This window comes from Pseudomonas sp. UMAB-08, from assembly GCF_900095225.1.
GTDB lineage: Bacteria > Pseudomonadota > Gammaproteobacteria > Pseudomonadales > Pseudomonadaceae > Aquipseudomonas.
The window spans coordinates 1-25,659 of sequence record NZ_LT607421.1 but is presented as its reverse complement, the minus strand read 5'-3'; the positions used below and the strand labels follow the sequence as shown (position 1 = coordinate 25,659).

20 protein-coding genes, 4 tRNA genes and 1 pseudogene are annotated in these 25,659 nt (G+C 57.7%); 20 read left to right on the top strand and 5 right to left on the bottom strand.

What is annotated here, in order from left to right; all coding sequences use genetic code 11:
* Positions 1-100 precede the first annotated feature (100 nt).
* The 6 genes from murJ (at position 101) to ispH (ending at position 7,550) form a co-directional block, all read left to right on the top strand.
* The gene (gene murJ, locus K0F75_RS14680) at positions 101-1,639 is read left to right on the top strand and encodes a murein biosynthesis integral membrane protein MurJ (RefSeq protein ID WP_219062598.1); all 1,539 of its coding nucleotides are present in this window, start codon (positions 101-103) and stop codon (positions 1,637-1,639) included.
* Positions 1,640-1,771: 132 nt separating this feature from the next.
* Entirely contained in the window at positions 1,772-2,698 is a 927-nt protein-coding gene (gene ribF / locus K0F75_RS14675) for a bifunctional riboflavin kinase/FAD synthetase (protein ID WP_219062597.1), read from the top strand.
* Between the two features lie 35 nt (positions 2,699-2,733).
* The gene (ileS, locus tag K0F75_RS14670; RefSeq protein ID WP_219062596.1) at positions 2,734-5,565 is read left to right on the top strand and encodes an isoleucine--tRNA ligase; all 2,832 of its coding nucleotides are present in this window, start codon (positions 2,734-2,736) and stop codon (positions 5,563-5,565) included.
* Positions 5,558-6,076 carry a signal peptidase II gene (gene lspA / locus K0F75_RS14665; protein ID WP_219062595.1) on the top strand — a complete coding sequence of 173 codons (519 nt, stop codon included), beginning with the start codon at positions 5,558-5,560 and terminating at the stop codon, positions 6,074-6,076. Before ileS ends, lspA begins: the two co-directional genes overlap by 8 nt.
* A complete protein-coding gene (locus tag K0F75_RS14660) occupies positions 6,069-6,521 on the top strand; it encodes a peptidylprolyl isomerase (protein ID WP_219062594.1) in 453 nt (150 codons plus the stop codon). The genes lspA and K0F75_RS14660 overlap by 8 nt, the downstream gene beginning before the upstream one ends.
* An 81-nt stretch (positions 6,522-6,602) precedes the next feature.
* The gene (ispH, locus tag K0F75_RS14655; protein ID WP_219062593.1) at positions 6,603-7,550 is read left to right on the top strand and encodes a 4-hydroxy-3-methylbut-2-enyl diphosphate reductase; all 948 of its coding nucleotides are present in this window, start codon (positions 6,603-6,605) and stop codon (positions 7,548-7,550) included.
* Here ispH and K0F75_RS14650 read toward each other — a convergent pair.
* Positions 7,504-8,075, bottom strand: a pseudogene (locus K0F75_RS14650) (GspH/FimT family pseudopilin). The gene ispH and the pseudogene K0F75_RS14650 sit on opposite strands and share 47 nt — an antisense overlap.
* Positions 8,076-8,208: 133 nt before the next feature.
* On the opposite strand from K0F75_RS14650, the gene K0F75_RS14645 reads away from it, so the two are divergent.
* Genes K0F75_RS14645 through thiO form a run of 7 tightly spaced genes read left to right on the top strand, consistent with a single transcriptional unit; the run spans position 8,209 to position 15,078 of the window.
* On the top strand, positions 8,209-8,685 hold the full coding sequence (locus tag K0F75_RS14645; protein ID WP_219062592.1) for a GspH/FimT family pseudopilin: 477 nt from the start codon (positions 8,209-8,211) through the stop codon (positions 8,683-8,685).
* Positions 8,685-9,179, top strand: coding sequence for a type IV pilus modification protein PilV (pilV, locus tag K0F75_RS14640; protein WP_219062591.1), 495 nt, complete (start codon positions 8,685-8,687; stop codon positions 9,177-9,179). Before K0F75_RS14645 ends, pilV begins: the two co-directional genes overlap by 1 nt.
* Positions 9,176-9,886, top strand: a complete 711-nt coding sequence (locus K0F75_RS14635; protein ID WP_219062590.1) for a PilW family protein — start codon at positions 9,176-9,178, stop codon at positions 9,884-9,886. Before pilV ends, K0F75_RS14635 begins: the two co-directional genes overlap by 4 nt.
* A gap of 10 nt (positions 9,887-9,896) precedes the next feature.
* Positions 9,897-10,418 (top strand): PilX N-terminal domain-containing pilus assembly protein, encoded by a 522-nt coding sequence (locus K0F75_RS14630; RefSeq protein ID WP_219062589.1) that lies wholly within the window; start codon positions 9,897-9,899, stop codon positions 10,416-10,418.
* Positions 10,393-13,488, top strand: a complete 3,096-nt coding sequence (locus tag K0F75_RS14625) for a pilus assembly protein (RefSeq protein WP_219062588.1) — start codon at positions 10,393-10,395, stop codon at positions 13,486-13,488. The genes K0F75_RS14630 and K0F75_RS14625 overlap by 26 nt, the downstream gene beginning before the upstream one ends.
* Positions 13,489-13,500: 12 nt before the next feature.
* On the top strand, positions 13,501-13,947 hold the full coding sequence (locus K0F75_RS14620; RefSeq protein WP_219062587.1) for a type IV pilin protein: 447 nt from the start codon (positions 13,501-13,503) through the stop codon (positions 13,945-13,947).
* 27 nt (positions 13,948-13,974) lie between these two features.
* Positions 13,975-15,078, top strand: coding sequence for a glycine oxidase ThiO (gene thiO / locus K0F75_RS14615; protein WP_219062586.1), 1,104 nt, complete (start codon positions 13,975-13,977; stop codon positions 15,076-15,078).
* Positions 15,079-15,232: 154 nt separating this feature from the next.
* Here thiO and K0F75_RS14610 read toward each other — a convergent pair whose 3' ends face one another.
* The 4 genes from K0F75_RS14610 to K0F75_RS14600 all read right to left on the bottom strand — a co-directional run bounded on the left by K0F75_RS14610 (position 15,233) and on the right by K0F75_RS14600 (position 19,547).
* The gene (locus K0F75_RS14610) at positions 15,233-16,576 is read right to left on the bottom strand and encodes a sigma-54 dependent transcriptional regulator (RefSeq protein WP_219062585.1); all 1,344 of its coding nucleotides are present in this window, start codon (positions 16,574-16,576) and stop codon (positions 15,233-15,235) included.
* A gap of 2 nt (positions 16,577-16,578) precedes the next feature.
* On the bottom strand, positions 16,579-18,171 hold the full coding sequence (locus K0F75_RS14605; protein WP_219062584.1) for a PAS domain-containing sensor histidine kinase: 1,593 nt from the start codon (positions 18,169-18,171) through the stop codon (positions 16,579-16,581).
* On the bottom strand, positions 18,161-18,412 hold the full coding sequence (locus K0F75_RS25785; protein WP_257604388.1) for a PP0621 family protein: 252 nt from the start codon (positions 18,410-18,412) through the stop codon (positions 18,161-18,163). The genes K0F75_RS14605 and K0F75_RS25785 overlap by 11 nt, the downstream gene beginning before the upstream one ends.
* A gap of 118 nt (positions 18,413-18,530) precedes the next feature.
* The gene (locus tag K0F75_RS14600; protein WP_219062583.1) at positions 18,531-19,547 is read right to left on the bottom strand and encodes an outer membrane protein assembly factor BamD; all 1,017 of its coding nucleotides are present in this window, start codon (positions 19,545-19,547) and stop codon (positions 18,531-18,533) included.
* A 150-nt stretch (positions 19,548-19,697) separates the two neighbouring features.
* Here K0F75_RS14600 and rluD point away from each other — a divergent pair, with 150 nt between their 5' ends.
* From rluD to K0F75_RS14565, 7 genes are all read left to right on the top strand, one after another.
* Positions 19,698-20,660: a 23S rRNA pseudouridine(1911/1915/1917) synthase RluD gene (rluD, locus tag K0F75_RS14595; protein ID WP_219062582.1), complete on the top strand. Its 963-nt coding sequence runs from the start codon at positions 19,698-19,700 to the stop codon at positions 20,658-20,660.
* A gap of 8 nt (positions 20,661-20,668) precedes the next feature.
* Complete coding sequence (gene pgeF, locus K0F75_RS14590; RefSeq protein WP_219062804.1) at positions 20,669-21,391, top strand: peptidoglycan editing factor PgeF; 723 nt, start codon at positions 20,669-20,671, stop codon at positions 21,389-21,391.
* Positions 21,392-21,542: 151 nt separating this feature from the next.
* Entirely contained in the window at positions 21,543-24,107 is a 2,565-nt protein-coding gene (gene clpB, locus K0F75_RS14585; RefSeq protein ID WP_219062581.1) for an ATP-dependent chaperone ClpB, read from the top strand.
* A 282-nt stretch (positions 24,108-24,389) separates the two neighbouring features.
* A tRNA-Asn gene (locus K0F75_RS14580) sits at positions 24,390-24,465 on the top strand.
* 26 nt (positions 24,466-24,491) lie between these two features.
* Positions 24,492-24,568, top strand: a tRNA-Pro gene (locus K0F75_RS14575).
* A gap of 5 nt (positions 24,569-24,573) precedes the next feature.
* A tRNA-Lys gene (locus tag K0F75_RS14570) sits at positions 24,574-24,649 on the top strand.
* A gap of 101 nt (positions 24,650-24,750) precedes the next feature.
* Positions 24,751-24,827, top strand: a tRNA-Pro gene (locus K0F75_RS14565).
* The last annotated feature ends 832 nt before the right edge of the window (positions 24,828-25,659 follow it).

Below are 25,659 nucleotides of genomic sequence, written 5' to 3'. Positions count from 1 at the left end.
TAAACTCGCGGACTTTGGCTCTGTGCTGCTGCGGCGCGGAGTATCGCATAAACGGGCAGCTTAAGGGCCCGTCCTTTAGCCAAGGCGCACAACTCTTTCAATGAACCTACTTCGATCATTAGCCGCCGTCAGCTCTATTACGATGCTTTCCCGCGTATTGGGCTTTGTGCGGGACACGATTATTGCGCGTGCTTTTGGTGCTGGAATGGCGACGGATGCCTTTTTTATCGCCTTCAAGCTGCCCAACCTGTTGCGCCGGATCTTCGCCGAAGGCGCTTTCTCTCAAGCCTTCGTGCCGATTCTGGCCGAATATAAAAGCCAGCGAGGCGAGGAGGCGGCGCGCACGCTGATTGCCTACGTCAGTGGCTTGCTGACCCTGGTGCTGGCGCTGGTTACGCTGCTGGGGATCGTCGCGGCACCTTGGGTGATCTGGGTAACCGCCCCCGGCTTCGCCGATACGCCGGAAAAATTCGCGCTCACCACCGATCTGTTGCGAGTGACCTTTCCTTATATATTGCTCATCTCCCTGTCATCGCTCGCAGGGGCGATCCTCAATACATGGAACCGCTTTGCAGTGCCGGCCTTCGTTCCGACCCTGCTTAACGTCGCCATGATCGGGTTTGCGCTGTTCCTGACGCCGTATTTCGATCCGCCGGTCATGGTGTTGGGGTGGGCAGTGCTGGCCGGTGGGCTCCTGCAATTGCTGTATCAGCTGCCACACCTGAAAAAAATCGGCATGTTGGTCCTGCCGCGCCTTAATCTGCACGACAGCGGTGTCTGGCGTGTCATGAAGCAGATGCTGCCAGCGATTCTGGGTGTTTCCGTCAGTCAGATATCCCTGATCATCAACACGATTTTTGCCTCGTTTCTGGTTGCCGGCTCTGTGTCCTGGATGTACTACGCCGACCGCCTGATGGAGTTGCCTTCCGGCGTCCTTGGCGTGGCGCTGGGCACCATCCTGCTGCCGGTCCTGTCGAAAACCTACGCCAGCAAAGACCGTCAAGAGTATTCGCGGATACTCGATTGGGGTCTGCGTCTGTGCTTCGTGCTGGTCTTGCCGTGCACCCTGGCGTTGGGGATTCTGGCCGAGCCGCTCACGGTTTCTCTGTTTCAGTACGGCAAATTCGATGCTCTGGATGCCGCCATGACTCAGCGTGCATTGATCGCCTATTCAGTAGGGCTGCTGGGCATCATTGTGATCAAGGTCCTGGCACCGGGGTTTTATGCGCAACAAAATATTCGCACCCCGGTGAAAATCGCGATCTTCACGCTTATCGTCACTCAGTTGCTCAACCTCGCATTCATTGGCCCGCTGCAGCACGCCGGGCTGGCACTGGCAATCAGCGTGGGCGCCTGCATCAATGCCGGGCTGTTGTTTTGGCAGCTGCGCAAGCAGGAACTTTTTCAGCCGCAGCCAGGCTGGACGAAATTTCTATTCAAGCTGGTCGTTGCGGTGTTGTTGATGTCCGGCGTGTTGCTCGGCCTGATGCACGTCATGCCGGCGTGGGATGAAGGGCACATGCTTGAACGCCTTATCCGCCTTGGGGCGTTGGTGGCGGCGGGTGTCGCGGTCTATTTCGGCGCGTTGCTGTTGCTTGGCTTTCGCCTGAAGGACTTCGCTCGCAAGGCGATTATGTAAGGGGTTAGAGGGGGGGCAATCGTCGGTTTTTCGGGCTGAAGGCCGACTGCTTGCGTTTTGCCTCGGACTGTTGCCTGTCGTCCAGGGCTGTGTGTGGTTATAATCGGCCACTTTATGAGCAAGAAGCGTGTTATGCAGCTGGTTCGAGGCCTCCACAATCTGCGCCCCCTGCATCGGGGCTGTGTCGCCACTATTGGCAACTTTGACGGTGTTCACCGTGGCCACCAGGCTATTCTGGCGCGCCTGCGTGAGCGAGCGGTCGAGTTGGGCGTGCCCAGCTGCGTGGTGATTTTTGAACCGCAACCGCGTGAGTTTTTTGCACCCGACACCGCACCTGCGCGCCTGACACGTTTGCGTGACAAGCTCGAGTTATTGGCAGGTGAGGGCGTGGACCTGGTGTTATGCCTGGCCTTCAATCAGCGCCTGAGGAAGCTCAGTGCCGCCGAGTTCGTCGACACGATTCTCGTCGGCGGCCTGGGCGTGCAGCATCTGGAAGTCGGCGACGATTTCCGTTTCGGGTGTGATCGGCTCGGCGATTTCGATTTTCTGCAGCAAGCGGGCGTGGCCCAAGGGTTCACTGTAGAAGCGGCGCAGACTGTTGAAATAGGCGGGGTTCGGGTCAGCAGCACCAAAGTTCGTGATGCCTTGGCTGCGGCGGATTTCGTCCTGGCCGAACGTTTGCTGGGTCGCCCGTTTCAGATTGCCGGACGGGTCTTGCATGGCCAGAAACTGGCTCGGCAGTTGGGTACGCCCACCGCCAACGTACAGCTCAAACGTCGTCGAGTACCGTTGACCGGGGTTTATCTGGTCAGTACGGAAATTGATGGCAAAACATGGCCGGGTGTCGCCAATATTGGCGTGCGTCCGACCGTGTCAGGTGATGGCAGTGCCCACCTGGAAATACATATTCTGGATTTTACCGGTGATCTCTATGGCCGGCGTTTGACGGTGGCTTTCCACCAAAAGCTGCGTGATGAGCAGCGTTTCGCCTCTCTGGAGGCGCTGAAGACGGCGATCAATGCGGATGTCGCCGCCGCCCGTGCCCATTGGCGCCAGTAACATAAGTAGCGCTAATCGCTAATTAAGAGCCTTAAATGACCGACTATAAAGCCACGCTAAACCTTCCGGACACCGCCTTCCCAATGAAGGCCGGCCTGCCCCAGCGCGAGCCGCAAACTCTGCAGCGCTGGGACAGCATTGGCCTGTACCAGAAGCTGCGCGAAATTGGCAAGGATCGTCCAAAGTTCGTTCTGCACGACGGTCCTCCCTATGCCAACGGCAATATTCACATCGGTCACGCCGTAAACAAGATTCTCAAGGACATGATCATCCGCTCGAAAACCCTTTCGGGTTTCGACGCGCCTTATGTTCCGGGTTGGGACTGCCACGGTCTGCCAATCGAGCACAAAATCGAAGTCACCCACGGCAAAAACCTGACCGCCGACAAGACGCGTGAGCTGTGCCGTGCCTACGCTGCCGAGCAGATCGAAGGGCAAAAAGCCGAATTCATCCGGCTTGGCGTGCTGGGCGACTGGAGCAACCCTTACCGCACCATGGATTTTGCCAACGAAGCCGGGGAAATCCGCGCGCTGGCTGAAATGGTCAAGGGCGGTTTCGTGTTCAAGGGTTTGAAACCGGTCAACTGGTGTTTTGACTGTGGCTCGGCCCTGGCTGAAGCTGAAGTCGAATACGCCGACAAAAAATCCCCAACCATCGACGTGGCGTTCCCGATCGCTGATGAAGCGAAGCTGGCGGCGGCGTTCGGCCTGGCTGAACTGAGCAAACCGACCTCCGTCGTGATCTGGACCACGACACCGTGGACCATCCCGGCCAACCAGGCGCTGAACGTCCACCCTGAGTTCACCTACGCCCTGGTCGATGTCGGCGACAAACTGCTGCTGCTGGCCGAAGAACTGGTCGAGTCCTGCCTTGCACGCTACAACCTGCAAGGTTCGGTGATCGCCACCGCTCAAGGCCAGGCGCTGGAACTGATCAATTTCCGTCACCCGTTCTATGATCGTCTGTCGCCGGTGTACCTGGCTGACTACGTCGAATTGAGCGCCGGTACCGGTGTGGTTCACTGCTCGCCCGCCTATGGCGTCGACGACTTTGTGATCAGCAAAAGTTACGGCCTGACCAACGACGACATCATCAGCCCGGTGCAGAGCAACGGTGTGTATGTCGACTCGCTGGAGTTTTTTGGTGGCCAGTTCATCTTCAAGGCCAACCAGAACATCGTCGACAAGCTGGCGGAAGTCGGCAGCCTGTTGCATACCGAAATTATCAGCCACAGCTACATGCACTGCTGGCGCCACAAGACGCCGCTGATCTACCGCGCAACGGCGCAGTGGTTCGTTGGCATGGACAAGCAGCCGATCACGGGCGCCACCTTGCGTGAGCGTGCCGTAAAGGCTATTGAAGAGACCGCGTTCATCCCGGCCTGGGGTCAGGCGCGTCTGCATTCGATGATCGCCAACCGCCCGGACTGGTGCATCTCGCGTCAACGTAACTGGGGCGTGCCGATCCCGTTCTTCCTGAACAAGGAAAGCGGCGAGCTGCACCCGCGTACCGTCGAGCTGATGGAAGAAGTTGCCCAGCGCGTCGAACAGGAAGGCATCGAAGCCTGGTTCAAAATGGACGCATCCGAGCTGCTCGGTGACGAAGCGTCGAAGTACGACAAGATCTCCGACACTCTGGACGTCTGGTTCGATTCCGGCACCACGCACTGGCACGTCCTGCGCGGCTCGCATCCGATGGGCCACGAAACCGGCCCGCGCGCTGACCTGTACCTGGAAGGTTCGGATCAACACCGTGGCTGGTTCCACTCGTCGCTGTTGACCGGTTGTGCCATCGACAACCACGCGCCGTACCGCGAATTGCTGACCCACGGTTTCGTCGTCGACGAGAACGGTCGCAAGATGTCCAAGTCGCTGAACAACGTCGTTGCGCCGCAGAAGGTCAATGACTCCTTGGGCGCCGATATCATGCGTCTGTGGGTGTCTGCCACCGACTACTCGGGCGAAATGGCGGTTTCCGACCAGATCCTGCAACGCAGCGCGGACGCCTACCGGCGTATCCGTAACACAGCGCGCTTCCTGCTTTCCAACCTGACCGGCTTCAACCCGGCCACCGACATCCTGCCGGCCGAAGAAATGCTGGCGCTGGATCGTTGGGCGGTTGACCGTGCCGCGCTGCTGCAACGCGAGCTGCAAGAGCATTACGGCGAATACCGGTTCTGGAACGTTTACTCCAAGGTGCACAACTTCTGCGTGCAGGAGCTGGGCGGTTTCTACCTCGACATCATCAAGGATCGCCAATACACCACGGCGGCCGACAGCACCGCGCGTCGCTCTTGCCAGACCGCGCTGTTCCACATCTCCGAAGCGCTGGTGCGCTGGATCGCTCCGATCCTGGCCTTCACCGCCGACGAGCTGTGGCAGTACCTGCCGGGCGAGCGCAACGAATCGGTGATGCTCAACACCTGGTACGAAGGCCTCAGCGAATTGCCGGAAGACTTCGAGCTGGATCGCGCCTACTGGGAGCGGATCATGGCGGTCAAAGTCGCGGTCAACAAAGAGATGGAAAACCTGCGTGCAGCCAAAGCGATTGGTGGCAACCTACAGGCTGAAGTCACCTTGTATGCTGAAGACTCGCTGGTCACCGACTTGTCGAAGCTGAGCAACGAATTGCGCTTCGTGCTGATCACCTCCACGGCCACTGTTGCACCTCTGCTCGATGCGCCGGCCGATGCCGTCGTCACCGAAGTCAGCGGTCTGAAGCTCAAAGTGGTCAAGTCCGGGCACGCGAAATGCGCCCGTTGCTGGCATCACCGCGAAGATGTGGGTGTCGATCCGGAGCACCCGGAAATCTGCGGTCGTTGTGTAGACAACATCAGCGGCAAGGGCGAGGTGCGTCACTATGCCTAATGCGGGCACGGCGAGCCGTATCGGCCGTCTGAGCTGGCTCTGGTTGAGCGTGCTGGTACTGGTCATTGACCAGGCCAGCAAGTTCTATTTCGAGCATGGGCTGACGTTGTATCAGCAAATTGTCGTGATACCGGATTACTTCAGCTGGACCCTGGCCTACAACACCGGCGCTGCGTTCAGCTTCCTCGCTGACAGCTCCGGCTGGCAGCGTTGGTTGTTCGCGTTGATCGCGGTAGTGGTCAGCTCGGTGCTGGTGGTCTGGCTCAAACGCCTGGGCCCGGGCGAAACCTGGTTGGCCATGGCGCTGGCGCTGGTATTGGGGGGCGCCCTTGGCAACCTCTATGACCGCATTGTGTTGGGTCATGTGATCGATTTCATTCTGGTGCATTGGCAGAACCGCTGGTATTTCCCGGCGTTCAACGTTGCCGATAGCGCGATTACCGTCGGCGCGGTCATGTTGGCGCTGGATATGTTCAAAAGTAAAAAGTCCGGAGAACCCGTTCATGACTGAGCAGTTATTGGTTGAGCAACGCATCGGCCAGAACACGGAAGTCACCTTGCATTTCGCCCTGCGCCTGGAGAACGGCGACACCGTCGACAGTACCTTCGACAAGGCGCCTGCGACCTTCAAGGTCGGCGACGGCAACCTGTTGCCGGGTTTCGAAATGGCATTGTTCGGCTTCAAGGCCGGCGACAAACGCACCGTCGAAGTGTTGCCGGAAAACGCTTTTGGTCAGCCTAACCCGCAAAACGTGCAGATCATCCCGCGTTCGCAGTTCCAGAACATGGAGCTGTCCGAAGGCCTGCTGGTGATCTTCAACGACGCGGCCAATACTGAGCTGCCGGGCGTGGTCAAAGCGTTCGACGATGCTCAAGTGACCATCGACTTCAATCACCCGTTGGCTGGCAAGACGCTGAGTTTCGAAGTGGAAATCTTCGAGGTCAAAGCGCTCTGATCTTCTAGAGCCAACCTGTGCCCGGCTTCGGTCGGGCCGGTTGAACGTCCTGTTTTCCTGCGCGTAGACACGAGGCACCGCATGCAAATCAAACTCGCCAACCCACGTGGCTTCTGCGCGGGCGTTGACCGTGCGATCGAAATCGTCAACCGCGCCCTTGAAGTGTTTGGCCCGCCGATTTATGTGCGCCATGAAGTGGTTCACAACAAATTCGTCGTCGAAGACCTGCGTGCACGTGGCGCGATCTTCGTCGAAGAGCTGGATCAGGTGCCGGACGACGTCATCGTGATTTTCAGCGCCCACGGCGTGTCCCAGGCCGTGCGCACCGAGGCCTCTGGTCGTGGCTTGAAAGTGTTCGACGCCACGTGCCCGCTGGTGACCAAGGTGCACATCGAGGTTGCGCGCTACAGCCGTGACGGTCGCGAGTGCATCCTGATCGGCCATGCCGGACACCCGGAAGTCGAAGGCACCATGGGCCAATACGACGCCAGCAACGGCGGGGCGATTTACCTGGTCGAAGACGAAGATGATGTCGCCAACCTGCAAGTGCGCAACCCGGAAAGCCTGGCGTTCGTGACCCAGACGACGTTGTCCATGGACGACACCAGTCGCGTCATCGATGCCCTGCGCACGCGCTTCCCGAGCATTGGCGGCCCACGCAAGGACGACATCTGCTACGCCACGCAAAACCGCCAGGACGCGGTCAAGCAACTGGCAGACGAGTGCGACGTGGTGTTAGTGGTCGGCAGCCCGAACAGTTCCAACTCCAACCGCCTGCGCGAGCTGGCGGAACGCATGTCCACACCGGCCTACCTGATCGACGGCGCGGAAGACCTGCAACGCAGCTGGTTTGATGGCGTCGCGCGGATCGGCATCACTGCGGGCGCCTCGGCCCCGGAAGTGCTGGTGCGCGGCGTAATTCAGCAACTGCACGCCTGGGGTGCAACCGGCGCTGATGAGCTGGTTGGCCGTGAAGAGAACGTCACGTTCTCGATGCCCAAGGAACTGCGGGTGAAGTCGTTGCTTTGAGTGCTATACCGGGCGGCAAAGCTTATTTTCGGTTTTGTTGCTTCTGAGACTGACCCGCCCGGTTTTCGACAGCGCCACCTGGTAGTAACTGGCAGATTGTTTCGCGTCGCAAACGTGGAGCGTCCCGGCCAAAAAGCCGCCACTCGCATGCAGTGGCGCCCCCAATCCGTTGAAGCGTACAAAGCGCTTCACCGGGGTATTGCCGACAATAGGGACTTTCCCGCTGCTCGCCCGCTCCACCAGCACCGGATTACTCTCGTCTCCCGCACCGGCACCGTTGTGGTCGACAATAATCCGCCAGCCCAGACTCCAGTCATCGTCTATCGCATGGATCAACACCACCTGATTGCGCATGATCGCTTCGGTGCGTGCTGAGCGCATTCCGCTGGCCAACTGCCGGGCTGCGTCATCACGACGCTGGGCTTCAATCAACTGAGCAAACCCCGGAACGGCAAACTGGGCGACAATCGCGATCAGCGTGATCCCTGTCAGTAGTTGGATGAGGCTAAAACCTGTTTGCTTCATGTGGGGCTTCCTTCCTGGAAATGGGGTGTCGAGCGCCGTCCGGGCGCTCATCCCTGTTAAATAACCGTACATCTAGCTGTAGATTTTCGCGTCGCAGTGCTGCCTTATAGTCAGGTCGTCAAGGAGACACCCAATGCGCCACCGCTCCAAGGGCTTTAGCCTGATTGAATTGTTAGTCACTGTGTCGGTCGTCGGGATACTGGCGGCGATTGCTGTGCCGAACTTTCAGAGTTCGATTCAGAATTCCAAGGCCGACAGCGAGGTCAGCGATTTGCAGCGCGCGCTCAACTATGCGCGGATGGAGGCGATCAATCGTGGGGTTAGTACTCGTATCACGCCCAGCACGGGCACGGCCTGGAATACCCAGTTGCAGATTGTGCTGGTGTCGAGCCCAACCGTGCCCCTGCGTGTCGTATCGGCCATGAGCGGTGGGGCAACAGTTACAGTTTCGCCCGAGAGTATCGCCGCTATCGCCGCTATCGACTTCAATAGTCTGGGCGGTCTGGCAGCACCGGCCGTTTCGCTAGTCATGACCTACGCGTTAGGGAACATCACTCAGACCGTGAGTGCTTGCTTGAATGGACGGATTGTTTTGGGCGGAAGTTGTTAATGGTTTATGGGAACCGGCGCACCCAGACCGGAATCGGCTTGATTGAAGTGCTCGTCTCGGTGCTAATTCTGGCTATCGGATTGCTTGGGGCCGCGGCCCTGCAACTCAACTCTTTGAAATACACCGACAGCTCGACGATGAGTAGTCAGGCAAGTTTCATTGCGTACGACATGATGGATCGGATTCGTGCGAATCCATGTTCGAATGCTCTGCAAAACCCCTGTTCGAATCCCGCAGCGGATTATGCGCTAGCGTCTCTGGCTTCGGCCCCGACGTCGTTCACCAGTGGCGCAATACGAAACCAGGACTGGTTCGACTTTGCTACCAATGTGAAAAACTTCGCTGGCACTGGGGCGGACGGCTCTATTTTCGTAGCGGCGGGTGTAGTCACTATCACCATCACTTGGAATGACTCACGGGCGGCCAATGTTGCCGGCACCCTGCAAACATTCACCTTGGTCAGTGGTACCTCGACCGTGTGGAGCGGGTTATGAATAAGCTGTCCAAGGGTTTTGGCCTGATTGAAATTATGGTGGCGCTGACTCTCGGGTTGATCGTCGTCCTAGGCATCACGCAAATATTCCTCTCGACTAAAACTACTTTTGTAAACCAGACCGTTTCGGCCGGCATGCAGGAGGATGCACGTTTTGTCTTCAGCAAGATGCTTCAGGAAATTCGTATGGTGGGCATGTTCGGCTGCTTGTCGGCATCGACGATCAAGGACTCAAGTACCGCCAATGATTTTGCAGCGGCGTCCTTTACCCCGATCAGCTGGGACAATGCCAAACAGATTTTGACGTTGGTCACGGCTGACGTTGGTTTAAATGGAGGCACTCCGACCTGGAGCATTGTCTCGGATTGTCTGACTTCTTCCACCGCCTACACTGGCGTTCGGGCCCCAGTTAGTGGCCAGATAGCAATGCCAATCAGGAAGCTGGTTTACACCTACAAGAACAACCAGATATTTCTCGGTCCGGCCGGTAATCAATCGGCACTGGTGAACAATGTCAGCGCCTTCAGCGTTTCCTTCGGTATCGCCAACTCGGCATCGGACACAGTGGCGACCAGCTACTCCACCAGCCCGAGCAATCCAGCATTGATCCGCAGTGTGCGTCTGACCATGACACTGACTGACCCGACCAACAAGGTCAGGAATCAGACGTTCAACGTAGTTGTTGCCTTGCGTAACAGGCTCAGGTAAGGGGATCAATATGAAAAATTTTGACCGCGTCCCTGCCGAACTCAATGGCGGGGCGCAACAGGGTATGGCACTGCTGGTCAGTTTGGTATTTTTGCTGCTATTGACCTTGATCGGTATCTCGTCAATGCAGAATGCCACCCTGCAAGAAAAGATGTCTGGGAGCGTGAAGCTGCGCAACGAATCATTCCAGTTCGCCGAGTCTGCCTTGCGCACCGCCGAGACGCTGGTGCAAGTCAGCACTTACGCCAAAGCCGTATGCGTCCCCCCCTTGTGTGTACCTCCATCGGACTCAAGCACTGTTGTGGCGGCGGGAGCAAGCAGCGTTTCAGGGGTGACCTGGGTGGCGACGGGTAATGGTTTTTACTCAATACAATCAGTGGGCACGACAGTAGGAACTCCAGCCAACATCTACACCGGGGGCTTGGACGTTAATACTCGTTGGACCTTTTTCCGGCTAACCGGCGTGGGCATTCAAGGCAATTCGCGGACTGTGCTTGAGAGTATTTATGTCAAGAAAAGAAGTGGGGCTTAACGTGTCTCAGTCGCGATTTGGTTATTTACTTGCGGGCGTGTTTTTTGGTCTGTACCTGGCCACGCCCGCCTACGCGTTCACCCCCTCGGACTCGCCACTGTTGAGTGCGGGGTCAGTGACACCAAACGTGATTCTGTTAGTGGATAACTCAGGAAGTATGAACAACCTGATTCGGGCGACAGGCTTTGATCAGACTGCGACTCAAACACAAGTCTATAACTGCGGTTCGAATAGCAACTGCAGCAGCCTCAGCCTCGTCGCGCTGGACATGACCAGTGAAAATCAATTCCTCAATACCTTGAATCAGGGTACCTGTACGACGGGTTATGACGGATTCAAACTCTCGACCAGCGGTAGCGCCAGCGTGTACTGCCTCAAGCTGCCGGACCCTGTGGGCAGTGGTAACACGCGTATTTCAACACGGTACATTGCCTATCTGATTGGGTTGATGACCACCTTGAAGAAAGACTACACCGACGGTTCGATCCCCAATGACTACCGGATCAACGTTGCACGTAACGTGTCCTCTGCACTGGTCACCAGCAACCGCAACTTGCGCATTGGTCTGGGCTCCTTTAACCCCCCTATTAGTGGTAACTCGGGCCCCGGCGGTAATATCACCCGGTCAATTAGTGATTTGTCGGTGGTCACAGGCTCTGTCACTCAAACCCAGGCCGATGCGAATTACAACGCACTGATTTCCGCGATCAATGGTCTGGGCGCTATCGCCAACACGCCACTCGCCGAAACCTACTATGAGATCACTCGTTACTTCCGTGGTATGACGCCCTTTTATAACTCGACACCGAGTACCTACACCAGCCCAATTCAGTATCGCTGTCAGAAAAACTACGGCGTGGTAATCACCGACGGTCTGCCTACCTATGATCGTACGTTTCCAACCAACGACCCGTTGGGCGGAAGCAGGCTGCCCAACTGGGACGGTAACAGCGCGAATGACGGTGTCAATCTGAGTGGCGATAACGAAGGTGACACGCTGTACCTGGATGACATTGCCAAGTTCGCGTATGACATTGATCTGCGCTCCACTGGTAATGATGCCGCCGGGAAGAGTTGGGATTCGGTGGATTATCCCACGCAGAACCTGTCTACCTACACTGTAGGTTTTACGGCGGCGAACCAAATGCTGTCCGATGCCGCGCGTTATGGGCGTGGCACTTACTATCAGGCCACTGACAGCGCAGGTTTGAACGCGGCGCTCTCATCAGCGTTGAACGAAATCACCTCCAAGGCGGGTTCGGGTGGCGGCGGGGCAGTCAGTTCGTCGAACTTATCCAGCACCTCCCAGACCTATACGTCGGTGTATGACTCCACCGATTGGCGTGGCACGATCAAGGCATTCAACTTCAACACGGATGGTTCGGTCAGTACGACGCCTAGCTGGACGACCGACACGACGATTGTCCCAGGCATCAGTCCGACCTATCAGTCGTGGAATACCACCTCCAATGCCGCAATTACCTTGGCCTATAGCAACTTCTCTATTGCCCAGCAAGCTACCCTCAATTTACCGACGGGGACTAACGGCAGCGACTTGATCGAGTGGAGCAAGGGCACTAACAAGAGTGGCTTAAAAGTGCGCACGGTGCTGTTGGGCGACATTGTCAACTCACGGCTTATGTATGCGTCTCCGAACGACGCCACCGCCTCGGACGGCACCGGTGATACCAGTTATTCGGCTTTCCTGGATAAGAAATTGGCAGGCATGAGTCCGAGTCTGGTGGTCAATGCCAACGATGGTTTAGTCAATGTGATCGACCCCAGCAACGGCACTCGACGTTATGCCTATATGCCGTCGAGCGTGCTGAACAATTTGCATTATGTCGCAGACCCCGCCTACATCAATGGTGTGACCCACAAGTTCCTCGCCGACGGCCAGATATCCATTGTCGATGCTAGGCTCGGTACCGCCTGGAAAACCCTCGCTATCGGCGGCGTAGGAGCCGGCGGCAAGGCGTTCTATGCTATTCAGCTGTACGACGGGACGGCAGGCAACGCGATCACTGCATTGTGGGAGATTCGTGCGCCAGATGTCGCTAACACGGCTAATGCTTTCAATGATTTGGGTTACGCCTATGCCAAGCCTGAAGTTGCGCAGCTGGCAGACGGACGCTGGGCGGCGTTCATTGGTAACGGTTATGGCAGTAGCACCGGCGTAGCGGCGTTATATGTGGTGGATATCCGCGACGGTTCTCTGATCAGGAAAATCATTGTCGATAGCACTGGCGGTAATGGCCTGAGCTCGGTGAAGTTGCGGGTCAATGCCCAGAGCGTGGTGCAGTACGCTTATGGTGGTGACTTGAAAGGGCAGATGTGGAAGTTCGACTTTACCAGTAGTGCGCCAGCCAGCGGGATCTCGTTCTCCAGCACGCCGTTGTTCATCGCGCCGGGAGGCACGAGTCAACCGATTACGGCCCAGCCGGTGATTGGTAACCTGCCTTCTCTTGGGTACCTCGTGTATTTCGGGACCGGGAAGCTCAGTGAGGTCGCCGATAAAACCAGCACGGCTCGCCAGGCTTTCTACGCCGTCCTGGACAACGACGGTGCAAGTGCCAGCTATGGCGAAAGCCAGCTTCAAGCACAGTCGATTACAGGGACTACAGGGGCAGGCAGTCAATACTTCACCACCAGCAAGACCCCCGTTGACTACACAACCAAGAAAGGGTTCTACCTGCCGTTGGTGGTGAGTGGTGTTTTGGCCGGTGAGCGGGTGCTCTATCAGGCTCAATTAAGCTTTGGTAGGTTGTTTTTCACCACTGCGATCATCGACACAGCGGACCCCTGTTCAAGCTCGGGTTCTGGGCGATTCGTGGATATCGACGCGGTCAGCGGCGCCATGCTCGATCATGCTGTGCTGGATACCACGGGCGATCGAGTGGTCGATAGCAGTGACTCGATCACCAGTGGCATCATGTTCAGCGGGGGGGTGCCGAACCTGTCGGGGTCTGTCAGCAACTCATCGGGCACTCAAAACCTGATGTTTCCAGCGCCGCAGACGGAACTTGGCGGTGTTTTCAATCGGCGTACCATGTGGCGACAAATTCAGTAATTAAGAGGCTTTATGCGTAGACAGAGTAAGGGCTTCACCCTGATAGAACTGATGATTGTCGTCGCGATAGTTGGCATCCTGGCGGCTATCGCTTATCCCAGCTACACGGAGTACGTGAAGAAAACCCATCGCTCGGAAATCGCCGGATTGCTCTCCGAGCAGGCACAGATCCTTGAGCGGTTTTATTCGCGTAATGGGCAATATTCCAATGTTACCGGTCCGGCTGCAGTAGCCCTCGTGATCTCCGCAGGAAACACTTATTACACTATTGCCCCCGTCCGCGATGCACAAGACTTCACTCTGACCGCCGCCCCCATCCAAGGTGCAATGATGGACGGCGACAAATGTGGCAGTTTTGTTATCACCAATACTGGCGCACGCAGTATTGCGAGCATGCCTGCCGTGCCTACTTCTCCTGCAGCGTTAGCCTCACTAACCCTGCTGTGCTGGAGCCGTTAACCCTTTTCTTTTTGTATCGAGTCCAAGATGTCAAAGCAGCAAGTAGTGATCGTCGGCGGTGGGGTGATCGGTCTGTTGACCGCGTTCACTCTCGCGGCCGAGGTAGAAAGCGTTGTTTTGCTTGATCGTGCCGATGTCGGTCAGGAGTCGTCCTGGGCCGGTGGCGGTATTGTTTCGCCGCTTTACCCTTGGCGCTATAGCCCGGCGGTGACTGCGTTGGCGCATTGGTCGCAGGATTTTTATCCGCAATTGGCCGAGCGTTTGTTTGCGGCCACGGACATCGATCCCGAGGTGCATACGACCGGCCTGTATTGGCTCGATCTGGATGATGAAAAAGAAGCACTGGAGTGGGCGGTTCGGGAAAACCGGCCGTTGAGTGCGGTGGATATTTCGGCGGCTTACGCGGCGGTGCCGGTGCTAGGCGAGGGGTATTCGCGGGCGATTTACATGGCCAACGTCGCCAACGTGCGTAACCCGCGTCTGGTGAAATCGCTGAAAGCGGCCTTGCTGGCGCTACCCAACGTCACGCTTCATGAGCAGTGCGAAGTCAGTGGTTTTATCCGCGAAGGCGACAAGGTGCTTGGCGTCCACACGGCTGCCGGTGACGTGCTCGGCGATCGCGTGGTGCTGGCGGCGGGGGCCTGGAGTGGTGAGCTGCTCAAGACGCTTGGCCTGGACCTGCCGGTGGAGCCGGTCAAGGGCCAGATGATCCTGTACAAGTGCGCCTCGGACTTCCTGCCTCGGATGATCCTTGCCAAGGGTCGCTACGCGATTCCGCGACGTGACGGGCACATCCTCGTCGGCAGCACGCTGGAATATGAGGGCTTCGACAAAACCACCACGGACATTGCATTGGAGAGCCTGAAGGCCTCAGCCGTTGAGCTGATCCCGGCACTGGCGGACGCTGAGGTTGTGGGGCATTGGGCGGGGCTGCGTCCTGGCTCGCCTGAAGGCATCCCCTACATCGGGCCTGTGCCCGGGTTTGACGGGTTGTGGCTGAACTGCGGGCATTTCCGCAACGGTCTGGTGCTGGCGCCAGCGTCTTGTCAGCTACTGGCGGACCTGTTGTCCGACCGTGAGCCGATTATCGATGCTGCGCCGTATGCGCCGGATGGAAGATTGGTGGGCTGAGGTGCCGGGCTGCTTCATGTAGGAGCTGCCGAAGGCTGCGATAAGGTCGGAACGACCTTTATGTGTATTCGGGGCGCTGTCGTTTGGTGGCCAATCGCAGCCTTCGGCAGCTCCTACAATTGACCGAGGTTGCTGCGCGACAGCGTGGAATCCGTCAATCCAGCCCCAGTTTCTTCAGCCGATAGCGCATGGACCGAAACGTCAGGTTCAGGCGTTGGGCGGCGGCGGTGCGGTTCCAGCGGGTTTCTTCCAGGGCCTGGAGAATGAGTTTGCGTTCGACGCTTTCCAGGTAATCTTCCAGGTTGTCGATCTCGGCCAGATTGGGGCCATCCGGGTCGTGGGTGCTGGGTGAGTCGGCCAGGCGCAGGTCGCTGGCGTCGATCTGGTCGTTGTCGCACAGGGTGTAGGCGCGTTCGAGTATGTTTTCAAGCTCGCGCACATTGCCGGGGAATCGATAGCTTTTCAGGGTCTCCAGCGCGTGCGCGTTGAGCTTCGCCGCGGGCTGGCCCGAGCCATCGGCCAAGCGTCGGAGGACGTTGTCGGCGAGTTGGCCGATGTCTTCCCGGCGCTCGCGCAAGGACGGTACGCGCAGCTCGATGACGTTCAGGCGGTAGTACAAATCCTGGCGGAAACGCCCGGCAGCGACTTCGGCGCTCAGGTCTTTGTGGGTCGCGCAAAGAATGCGCACGTCCACCACCAACTCTTGCTGTCCACCCACGCAGCGCACGGCTTTCTCCTGGATCGCGCGCAGCAGTTTGACCTGCATGGCCAGCGGCAGGTCCGCGACTTCATCAAGGAACAGCGTCCCGCCATTGGCAGCCTGGAACAATCCGGGCTTGTCCTCCACCGCGCCGCTGAAGCTGCCTTTGCGATGGCCAAAGAACTCACTCTCCATGAGTTCTGTGGGAATGGCGCCGCAGTTGACCGGAATAAAGGGTCGGCTGATGCGCGGACCCTGCTCGTGAATCAAGCGCGCCACCAGCTCTTTGCCGCTGCCCGACTCGCCACTGATGTAGATCGGCGCCTGACTGCGGGCCAGTTTGCTGATCTGGTTGCGCAGCGCACGCATGGGCGGCGAGTTGCCGAGTAAGCGGCTGTCGATGCTGCTGCTGTCAGATGGGGTCGGGGGGTGCAGGCGCAGGGCGCTGGTCACCAGTTCGCGGAGGAGGGTGAGGTCCACCGGTTTGGTCAAAAAGTCGAAGGCCCCGGCTTTGAGTGCATTGATCGCGGTGTCGAGGCTGCCATACGCTGTAATCATCGCCACCGGCACCTGGGGGTGACGTTGCTGGATGTGCTGCACCAACTCCAGGCCGTTGCCATCGGGCATGCGCATGTCGGTCAGGCACAGGTCGAAAGGCTCGCGCAGCAGCCAGTCGCGCGCTTCTTTGACGTTGCGTGCGCTGCGGGTGTCGAGCTTCATCCGCCCCAGCGTGATCTCCAGAAGTTCGCGGATATCCGGTTCATCGTCGACGATCAGGATTTTTTGCCGTGGGCTCATGTTCAACTCAGTTTGAGCGGATGGGCGAAGGTGATGCGGAAACAGCTCCCGCCACCTTCTCGAGGACTGTAATCCAGATGTGCTTGATTGCTTTCGCACAGCTCGCGGGAAATATAAAGGCCCAGGCCGGTGCCTTTGTTTTCCGTGGTGAAGAAAGGTTCGAAAATCCTCGTCAGATGCTCGCTGGCCACGCCGGGGCCGTCGTCGAGCACTTCCAGGATCGGCAAGTCGCTGATCGGATCGTGACACAGTTTTAGCCAGACTTGCGCCCGTTCATTGACCTTGGCGCTATACCGCAATGCGTTTTGCAGCAGGTTGGTCAGCACCTGCGTCAGCTGCTCGGGGTCCATGCGCGTCGTCAGGGTCCCAATGCCGATGTCGACATGCAACTGCTGGTTGGCTGCGGCGGCACTGCGAAAGTCGCTGATAAACGGCTCCAGCCAGCGTCTGACATCGAGCCGCTGCGGCTCGGCCTGACGACGGCGAGACAGTTGCAAGACGTTTTCAATCACCAGGTTCATCCGCCGCGATTGATCGTGGATGATCTGGCCCAAGCGCTGATCAGGCGCCGTCAGGTCCTCTGACTCCTTGAGCAACTGGGCGGCATGGCTGATGGCGCCCAGTGGATTGCGAATTTCGTGGGCGATCCCGGCGGTCAGGCGGCCTAATGCGGCAAGCTTGAGTTGCTGGGCCTGCTGGGAGATCTGCGACAGGTCTTCGAGAAAGACCAGTGTGTGACGCCGCTCGTCGCGATTGAGGGCGATGAAGCTCGGTTGCAGCACAGGCCCGAGTGCGGACGTCGCAATGCTCTGCGGGCGCAACATCGGGTTGATCTGCCATTGCTGCAGCCGGTCGACCAGTTGTGGGGAATAGTCGTCGATGGTTTTGCCGATCAAGTGTTCCTGGCCCAGCAGGGTCAGGGCGCCGTGATTGGCCAGCAGCACCTGACGCTGGGCGTCGAGCACCAGAATGCCGGTTCGCATGCGTTGCAGGATCAGCGCGTTGAGTTCTTCGAGGTTGTTGACATCTGCCGCGCGTTCTTTTGCCAGCGACTCGCTAAGGTGCAGGCGATGGGTCAGTGCCTGCACCAACAACGCGGCGGCAAAGCACATGGCGCCAAGCGAGCCAGCCTGGAGATAGTGGTTGTACGCCGACGGTCGATCGAAGCTCAGATAGAACGTCAGGTAAATGATCCCGATGGCTGCAACCGCAGCAATCAACAGCCCGGTACGCCCTCGCAGCAATATGTTGCTGATGGCGACCGATGCGATCAGCAGGTTGCCGATGCCGCTGGGCGCGCCGCCGCCTGCGTAGAACAACGCCGAAAGCATCACGGCATCGGCCAGCGCCAGGCTGAATGTCTGTGCAGCGTTGTTCGGCCTGTCCAGCAGCACGACGACCAGAATATTAAACACCAGATACAGCCAGCAACCGGTCCGAAAAAAGATCGGGTTGGCCAGCTCCAATAGGTCATCGTCCAGATTGCTGGAGATCATCAGGACCAGCGTGATGCCGATGACCAAGCGATAAAGGTGATAAAGCCGCAGGATACGCTGGGCCTGATTGCCGCTCAGTGAGAGTGTTTCAGCGGTCACGAGAGCCTGGGCCTTGTTCCATGTGCGTCTGGCTGCAGTACCACTGTTTCCCCACGTTCGATTCCAGGCTCAGCGCACGGTCGCGGGGTAGATGGACGCCGCAGTGGGCGCAACGGACCATGGGCTCGGCAGCAATTTCAGGTGGCTCAGTCTTCCTGTCTGGCGCAGAGCGTTTACCCATGCGTTTGAAGAAGTACACCGCGGCCCCGATTAAAACGACCCACAAAAGTAAGCGAACCATGACTACCAGCTTTCTGATTGAAGATTCGGCAGTGTAGCCAAGGCGCTGTCAGGCGCACAGCGGAGAAATGCCCAATAAAAAAAGAGACCCGAAGGTCTCTTTTTTCAATACGGCTGAATCAGTCGAAAATACCCAGCGTCATGTAGCTGAACCACGAGCGGTCTTTGCTGTTGCCTTCCGCTTGATGATTCTGCTCGTCGACCTCGTCCTGATTGGCAGGCAGCAATTCCGAAGGAATCGCGTCCTTGGCATCCTGGTACTGTTTGAGCACGTCCTGGTTGGCGCGAGTTTCGCCTGGCGGCAATGGTGTGTTGGTTTCGATCAAGCCCAGGGTGACCTTCGACAGCCAAGAGCGGTTGTCCTCGTCGGCGATCTGCGGCACGAACTGGCCATCGACCAGGCTCGGATGGTTCGGGTAGTTCAGCTTGAGGACTTCCAGGCTGGTGGCAGCCAGTTCGTCCAGGTGCATATGCTGATAAGACTCGACCATCACGGCCAGGCCATCGCCGACGGACGGCGTTTCCTGGAAGTTCTCGACCACGTAGCGGCCACGGTTGGCGGCTGCAACGTAAGCATGACGGGTCAGGTAGTAGTCCGCGACGTGGATCTCGTAGGCGGCCAGCAGGTTGCGCAGGTAAATCATGCGCTGCTTGGCATCCGGCGCATAACGGCTGTTGGGGTAGCGGCTGGTGAGCTGGGCGAACTCGTTGTAGGAGTCGCGGGCAGCGCCCGGGTCACGCTTGGTCATGTCCAGTGGCAGGAAGCGAGCCAGCAGGCCGACGTCCTGGTCGAAGGAGGTCAGGCCCTTCAGGTAGTAGGCGTAGTCGACGTTGGGGTGCTGTGGGTGCAAACGAATAAAACGTTCAGCGGCAGACTTTGCAGCCTCCGGCTCACCGTTTTTATAGTTGGCGTAGATCAGCTCCAGCTGTGCCTGATCGGCATAGCGTCCAAAGGGATAACGCGACTCCAGTGCCTTAAGCTTGTTGCTTGCACTGTTGTAGTTGTTGTTGTCCAGGTCGGCCTGCGCCTGCTGGTACAGCTCGACTTCGCTCAGATTTTCGTCGATGACTTCTTTCGATGAACAGGCAGCGGTGAGTGCGAGGATGGCGATCAGCAGCAGGTGTTTCACTTGCATGGCGGCTAGCGTCCCTATGACGGCCCGCTGTCTTGGGCGGGGCCGTCCTGTTATGATGGGCGCCCCGTGAAACCACCGGGGCAAAAGACGCCGTATTTAACCACAAGCGCGCAGCCGAAACCAAAGGCTACGCCGCAGCCTAGTCTGAGCATGTCCGAGAATATAGAACTCCGCGCAGAGGTGCCGTCCGAATTGGGCGGTCAACGCCTCGATCAAGTCGCCGCACAATTATTCGCTGAGCACTCGCGCTCGCGCCTTTCCGCCTGGATAAAAGACGGCTGCCTGACTGTGGACGGAGGCGTTTTGCGCCCACGTGACATCGTTCATGGCGGCGCTGTTCTGCAACTGTCCGCAGAGCAGGAAGCCCAAGGTGAATGGGTGGCGCAGGATATTGAGCTCGATATCGTCTACGAGGACGATCAAATCATGGTGATCAACAAACCTTCCGGTTTGGTGGTTCACCCAGCAGTGGGTCATGCCGATGGCACGCTGCTTAACGCTCTACTGCACCACTTTCCGGACATCGTCAATGTTCCGCGTGCCGGCATCGTGCACCGTCTGGACAAGGACACCACCGGTCTGATGGTGGTGGCCAAGACAATCCAGGCGCAGACCCAGTTGGTGACGCAGTTGCAGAATCGCAGCGTCAGCCGGATCTATGAATGCATCGTCATCGGTGTTGTCACCGCAGGTGGCAAGATCGACGCACCGATCGGCCGTCACGGCCAGCAGCGTCAGCGCATGGCGGTCATGGAAGGCGGCAAGCAGGCGGTGAGTCATTACCGGGTGCTTGAGCGTTTCCGTTCCCACACCCATGTAAGGGTCAAGCTGGAAACCGGTCGTACTCACCAGATTCGGGTGCACATGGCGCACATCAACTTCCCGTTGGTCGGTGATCCCGCCTACGGTGGGCGCTTCCGTATTCCGCCGGCTGCCAGCGTGACCATGGTCGAATCGTTGAAACATTTCCCGCGTCAGGCGCTGCATGCGCGTTTCCTGGAGCTGGATCATCCGACGACCGGTAAGCGAATGAAGTGGGAATCGCCGCTGCCAGACGATTTTGTCTGGCTGTTGTCGCTGCTGAAGCAGGATCGCGAGGCGTTCATCGGGTGAACACGTTCGTGACGGACTGGCTGATCCCTGACTGGCCTGCGCCGGCAGGGGTCAAGTCGTGCGTCACCACCCGTGCGGGCGGCGTCAGTCAGGCGTCGTTCGACAGCTTCAATCTGGGTGATCACGTCGATGACAATCCAGAGTCGGTGGCTGCCAATCGCCAGCGTCTGACATCCAGCCTGAATATCCAGCCTGCCTGGCTACGTCAGGTGCACGGTGTCGTCGTTGCTCACGCCGATCCTCTTTGTGTTGTCGAAGCGGACGCCAGTTGGACGATGACCCCAGGTGTCGCGTGCACCATCATGACCGCGGACTGCTTGCCAGCGCTGTTTTGTGATCGTGCGGGCAGTCGTGTCGCGGCGGCCCATGCCGGTTGGCGTGGTCTGGCGGCTGGCGTACTGGAGGCGACGGTCGATCGTTTGGCAGTGCCGGCGAACGACATTCTGGTCTGGCTCGGCCCGGCCATCGGTCCGCAAGCGTTCGAAGTTGGACCGGAAGTTCGTGAGGCTTTTATAAGTACTCACCCCGAAACCGCCCTGGCATTTGTGCCAAGCCTCAATGCCGGTCGCTTCATGGCCGATATCTATGCCCTCGCGCGTCTGCGTCTGGCGGCATGTGGTGTGACGGCGGTGTATGGCGGCGGCTTCTGCACAGTCAATGATCCACGCTTCTATTCCTATCGCCGGAGCGCTCGCACCGGTCGTTTCGCCTCTCTGGTCTGGATTGACTGAGTCGACTACGCTCACTCATCATAATTGCTGACTTACGTCAATCAAGCAGCGCTTGAATCCTGCAAAATCGACCACATCTAATGGGCAGTCCAGCAGGTTTTCTTTATAGGTGTCTCCATCGCTCCGGCCTGCTTAATAAGGAAGGTAACTAATGCGTATAGACCAGTTAACCAGCAAGTTGCAGTTGGCTTTATCTGATGCTCAGTCCCTGGCTGTGGGGTTGGACCATTCAGGCATTGAGCCGGCGCACTTGATGCAAGCGCTGCTTGAACAGCAGGGCGGTACGATCAGGCCCTTGCTGATGCAGGTCGGCTTTGACGTCAACAGCCTGCGCAAGGCGTTGAGCAAAGAGCTCGACCAACTGCCGAAAATCCAGAACCCTACCGGCGACGTGAATATGTCGCAGGATTTGGCGCGCCTGCTCAATCAGGCTGATCGTCTGGCGCAGCAGAAGGGTGATCAGTTCATCTCCAGCGAGTTGGTGCTGCTGGCGGCAATGGACGAGAACAACAAGCTTGGCAAACTCTTGCTGGGCCAGGGCGTCAGTAAGAAGGCGCTTGAAAACGCCATTACCAACCTGCGTGGCGGTGCGGCGGTCAATGATGCCAACGTCGAGGAGTCGCGTCAGGCGTTGGATAAATACACCATCGACCTCACCAAGCGCGCCGAAGAAGGCAAGCTCGACCCAGTGATCGGTCGTGATGACGAAATTCGTCGGACCATTCAGGTGCTGCAGCGCCGGACCAAGAACAACCCGGTGCTGATCGGTGAGCCTGGCGTGGGTAAAACCGCGATTGTCGAGGGCCTGGCCCAAAGGATCGTCAACGGCGAAGTGCCGGATGGCCTTAAAGGCAAGCGTGTACTGTCGCTAGACATGGGCGCACTGATTGCTGGCGCCAAGTTCCGTGGTGAATTCGAGGAGCGGTTGAAAGCGCTGCTGAACGAGCTGTCGAAGCAGGAAGGTCAGATCATCCTGTTCATTGATGAACTGCACACCATGGTCGGCGCCGGTAAAGGCGAAGGCGCGATGGATGCAGGCAACATGCTCAAGCCTGCGCTGGCTCGCGGCGAGCTGCACTGCGTTGGCGCGACCACGCTCAATGAATACCGTCAATATATAGAGAAGGACGCGGCCCTCGAGCGGCGCTTCCAGAAAGTGCTGGTGGATGAGCCAAGCGAAGAAGACACCATCGCGATCCTGCGTGGCTTGAAAGAGCGCTACGAGGTCCACCACAAGGTTGCGATTACTGACGGCGCGATCATCGCGGCGGCCAAGTTGAGCCATCGCTATATCACTGATCGTCAATTGCCGGACAAGGCCATCGACTTGATCGACGAAGCGGCCAGCCGTATTCGGATGGAAATCGACTCCAAGCCGGAAGTGCTCGACCGTCTTGAGCGGCGCCTGATTCAACTCAAGGTTGAATCCCAGGCCCTGAAAAAGGAAGACGACGAAGCCGCAATCAAACGTCTGGAGAAACTTCAGGAGGAAATCGCCCGGCTTGAGCGTGAGTACGCCGATCTCGAAGAGATCTGGACTTCGGAAAAAGCCGAGGTTCAAGGTTCGGCGCAGATTCAGCAGAAAATCGAACAGTCGCGTCAGGAACTGGAAGCGGCCCGTCGTCGTGGCGATCTGAATCGGATGGCGGAATTGCAGTACGGGATCATCCCTGACCTGGAACGCAGCCTGCAGATGGTCGATCAGCACGGCAAAAGCGAAAACCAGTTACTGCGCAGCAAAGTGACCGAAGAAGAGATTGCCGAGGTCGTGTCCAAGTGGACCGGGATCCCGGTCTCGAAAATGCTCGAAGGCGAACGCGACAAGCTGCTGAAGATGGAAAGCCTGTTGCACCAACGCGTGATTGGCCAGGACGAAGCCGTGGTCGCGGTATCCAACGCAGTGCGGCGTTCGCGTGCCGGGTTGTCCGATCCGGATCGTCCGAGCGGCTCGTTCCTGTTTCTCGGGCCTACCGGTGTTGGTAAGACGGAGCTGTGCAAGGCGCTGGCCGAGTTCCTGTTCGATACGGAAGAGGCAATGGTGCGCATCGATATGTCCGAGTTCATGGAGAAACACTCCGTGGCTCGCCTGATCGGCGCGCCTCCGGGCTACGTGGGCTATGAAGAGGGCGGCTACCTTACCGAAGCCGTGCGGCGTAAGCCTTATTCAGTGATCTTGCTGGATGAAGTGGAAAAGGCTCACCCGGACGTGTTCAACGTGTTGCTGCAGGTACTTGAGGACGGTCGTCTGACTGACAGCCACGGACGCACGGTGGATTTCCGCAATACCGTGATCGTGATGACCTCCAACCTGGGCTCGGTGCAGATCCAGGAGTTAGTCGGTGATCGCGAGGCACAGCGTGCTGCGGTGATGGACGCAGTCAGTTCGCACTTCCGTCCAGAGTTCATCAACCGTATCGATGAAGTCGTGGTGTTCGAACCATTGGCGCGTGATCAGATTGCTGGCATCGCCAACATTCAGCTAGGCCGTTTGCGTGGTCGTCTGGCTGAGCGCGAGCTGAAGCTTGAGCTGAGCGCCGAGGCGCTGGATAAACTGATCGCGGTGGGTTACGACCCGGTGTACGGCGCACGGCCTCTGAAGCGTGCGATACAGCGCTGGATCGAAAACCCGTTGGCGCAGTTGATTCTGTCCGGGCACTTCCTGCCTGGTGCCACCGTGACCGGTACCGTGGTTGGCGACGAGATTGCTTTTGTCTGATTCATTCGTTGCCTCTATATAGAAGGGCCCTCCTCGTGAGGGCCTTTTTATCAGCGCGGCGTTAGGGGCAAGAAACTGGGATATCGGGCGTAAGCGGGGCTATCCGAAAAAAATCGCAAATCATTGTCTTAAATGCAGTTTTAAGGGTTGACAGTCTTTTTTAAAATTGTAGAATAGCGCGCCTCAGAGACGCGAACGTAGCGATGCAAACGGGTCATTGAGGCTGAAATAAGCAGTAAATTCAGCGCAGTAGTTGTAGAAGTTACGTCTGAAATGCATAGTTCCGCGATAGCTCAGTTGGTAGAGCAAATGACTGTTAATCATTGGGTCCCTGGTTCGAGTCCAGGTCGTGGAGCCATTTTCATCAAGATGTAGCTGTATTATCGGGGTATAGCGCAGTCCGGTAGCGCGCCTGCTTTGGGAGCAGGATGTCAGGAGTTCGAATCCCCTTACCCCGACCATTTTTGGGTCGTTAGCTCAGTTGGTAGAGCAGTTGGCTTTTAACCAATTGGTCGTAGGTTCGAATCCCACACGACCCACCATTTTTGGCTTCAAAGTAATCTTTGAAGCCGAATCTTATAGATCTGATGCCATGAGTGTCAGGTCGCAAGACAGCTTGTTGAGGTGTCTTTAAAGTTTCAACCGGGGTATAGCGCAGTCCGGTAGCGCGCCTGCTTTGGGAGCAGGATGTCAGGAGTTCGAATCCCCTTACCCCGACCATATTCTACTCAGGTTGCACATGGGTTGAAGATCAAGGCGAGATGCAATACGCATCGAAGCCAAATAAAAAAGGTGTCCCTCGGGACGCCTTTTTTTATGCCTTTGATTTGAGGTTGATACTGGTTTTGTAGGAGATGCCGCCCCTCGATCCAGCACCCGCCAGCAGGTGATCATGGCTATGGGGTCAAACCCAAACCTGTCGGAAGCCCGTACCGGGCCTATTCGCAGACAAGCCAGCTCCTACAAATAATGTTCTATTTCACATGGTTATAGGTTGTTCGACAGGAGGGCCGCGACGCCGCTCGGTCGCGCAGAAACTCGGTCCAGATAGGAGCTGACTCGTCAGCGAAGACCATTCAACGCGGTCTACCTGTCGCCCCTCGATTCAGATCATGGCTATAGGGTCAAACCCGAGCCTGCCGGAAGCCCGTACCAGGCTTATTCGCAGACAAGTCAGCTCCTACAAATAATGTTCTATTTCACATGGTTATAGGTTGTTTGGCAGGAGGGCCGCGACGCCGCTCGGTCGCGTAGAAACTCGGTCCAGATAGGAGCTGACTCGTCAGCGAAGACCATTCAACGCGGTCTACCTGTCGCCCCTCGATTCAGATCATGGCTATAGGGTCAAACCCGAGCCTGCCGGAAGCCCGTACCAGGCTTATTCGCAGACAAGTCAGCTCCTACAAATAATGTTCTATTTCACATGGTTATAGGTTGTTTGGCAGGAGGGCCGCGACGCCGCTCGGTCGCGTAGAAACTCGGTCCAGGTAGATACCGTCTTGACCCTCAATGAGCAAGCGCCAGTTTTGGGTCAAACGGCTTCCCCGACTTA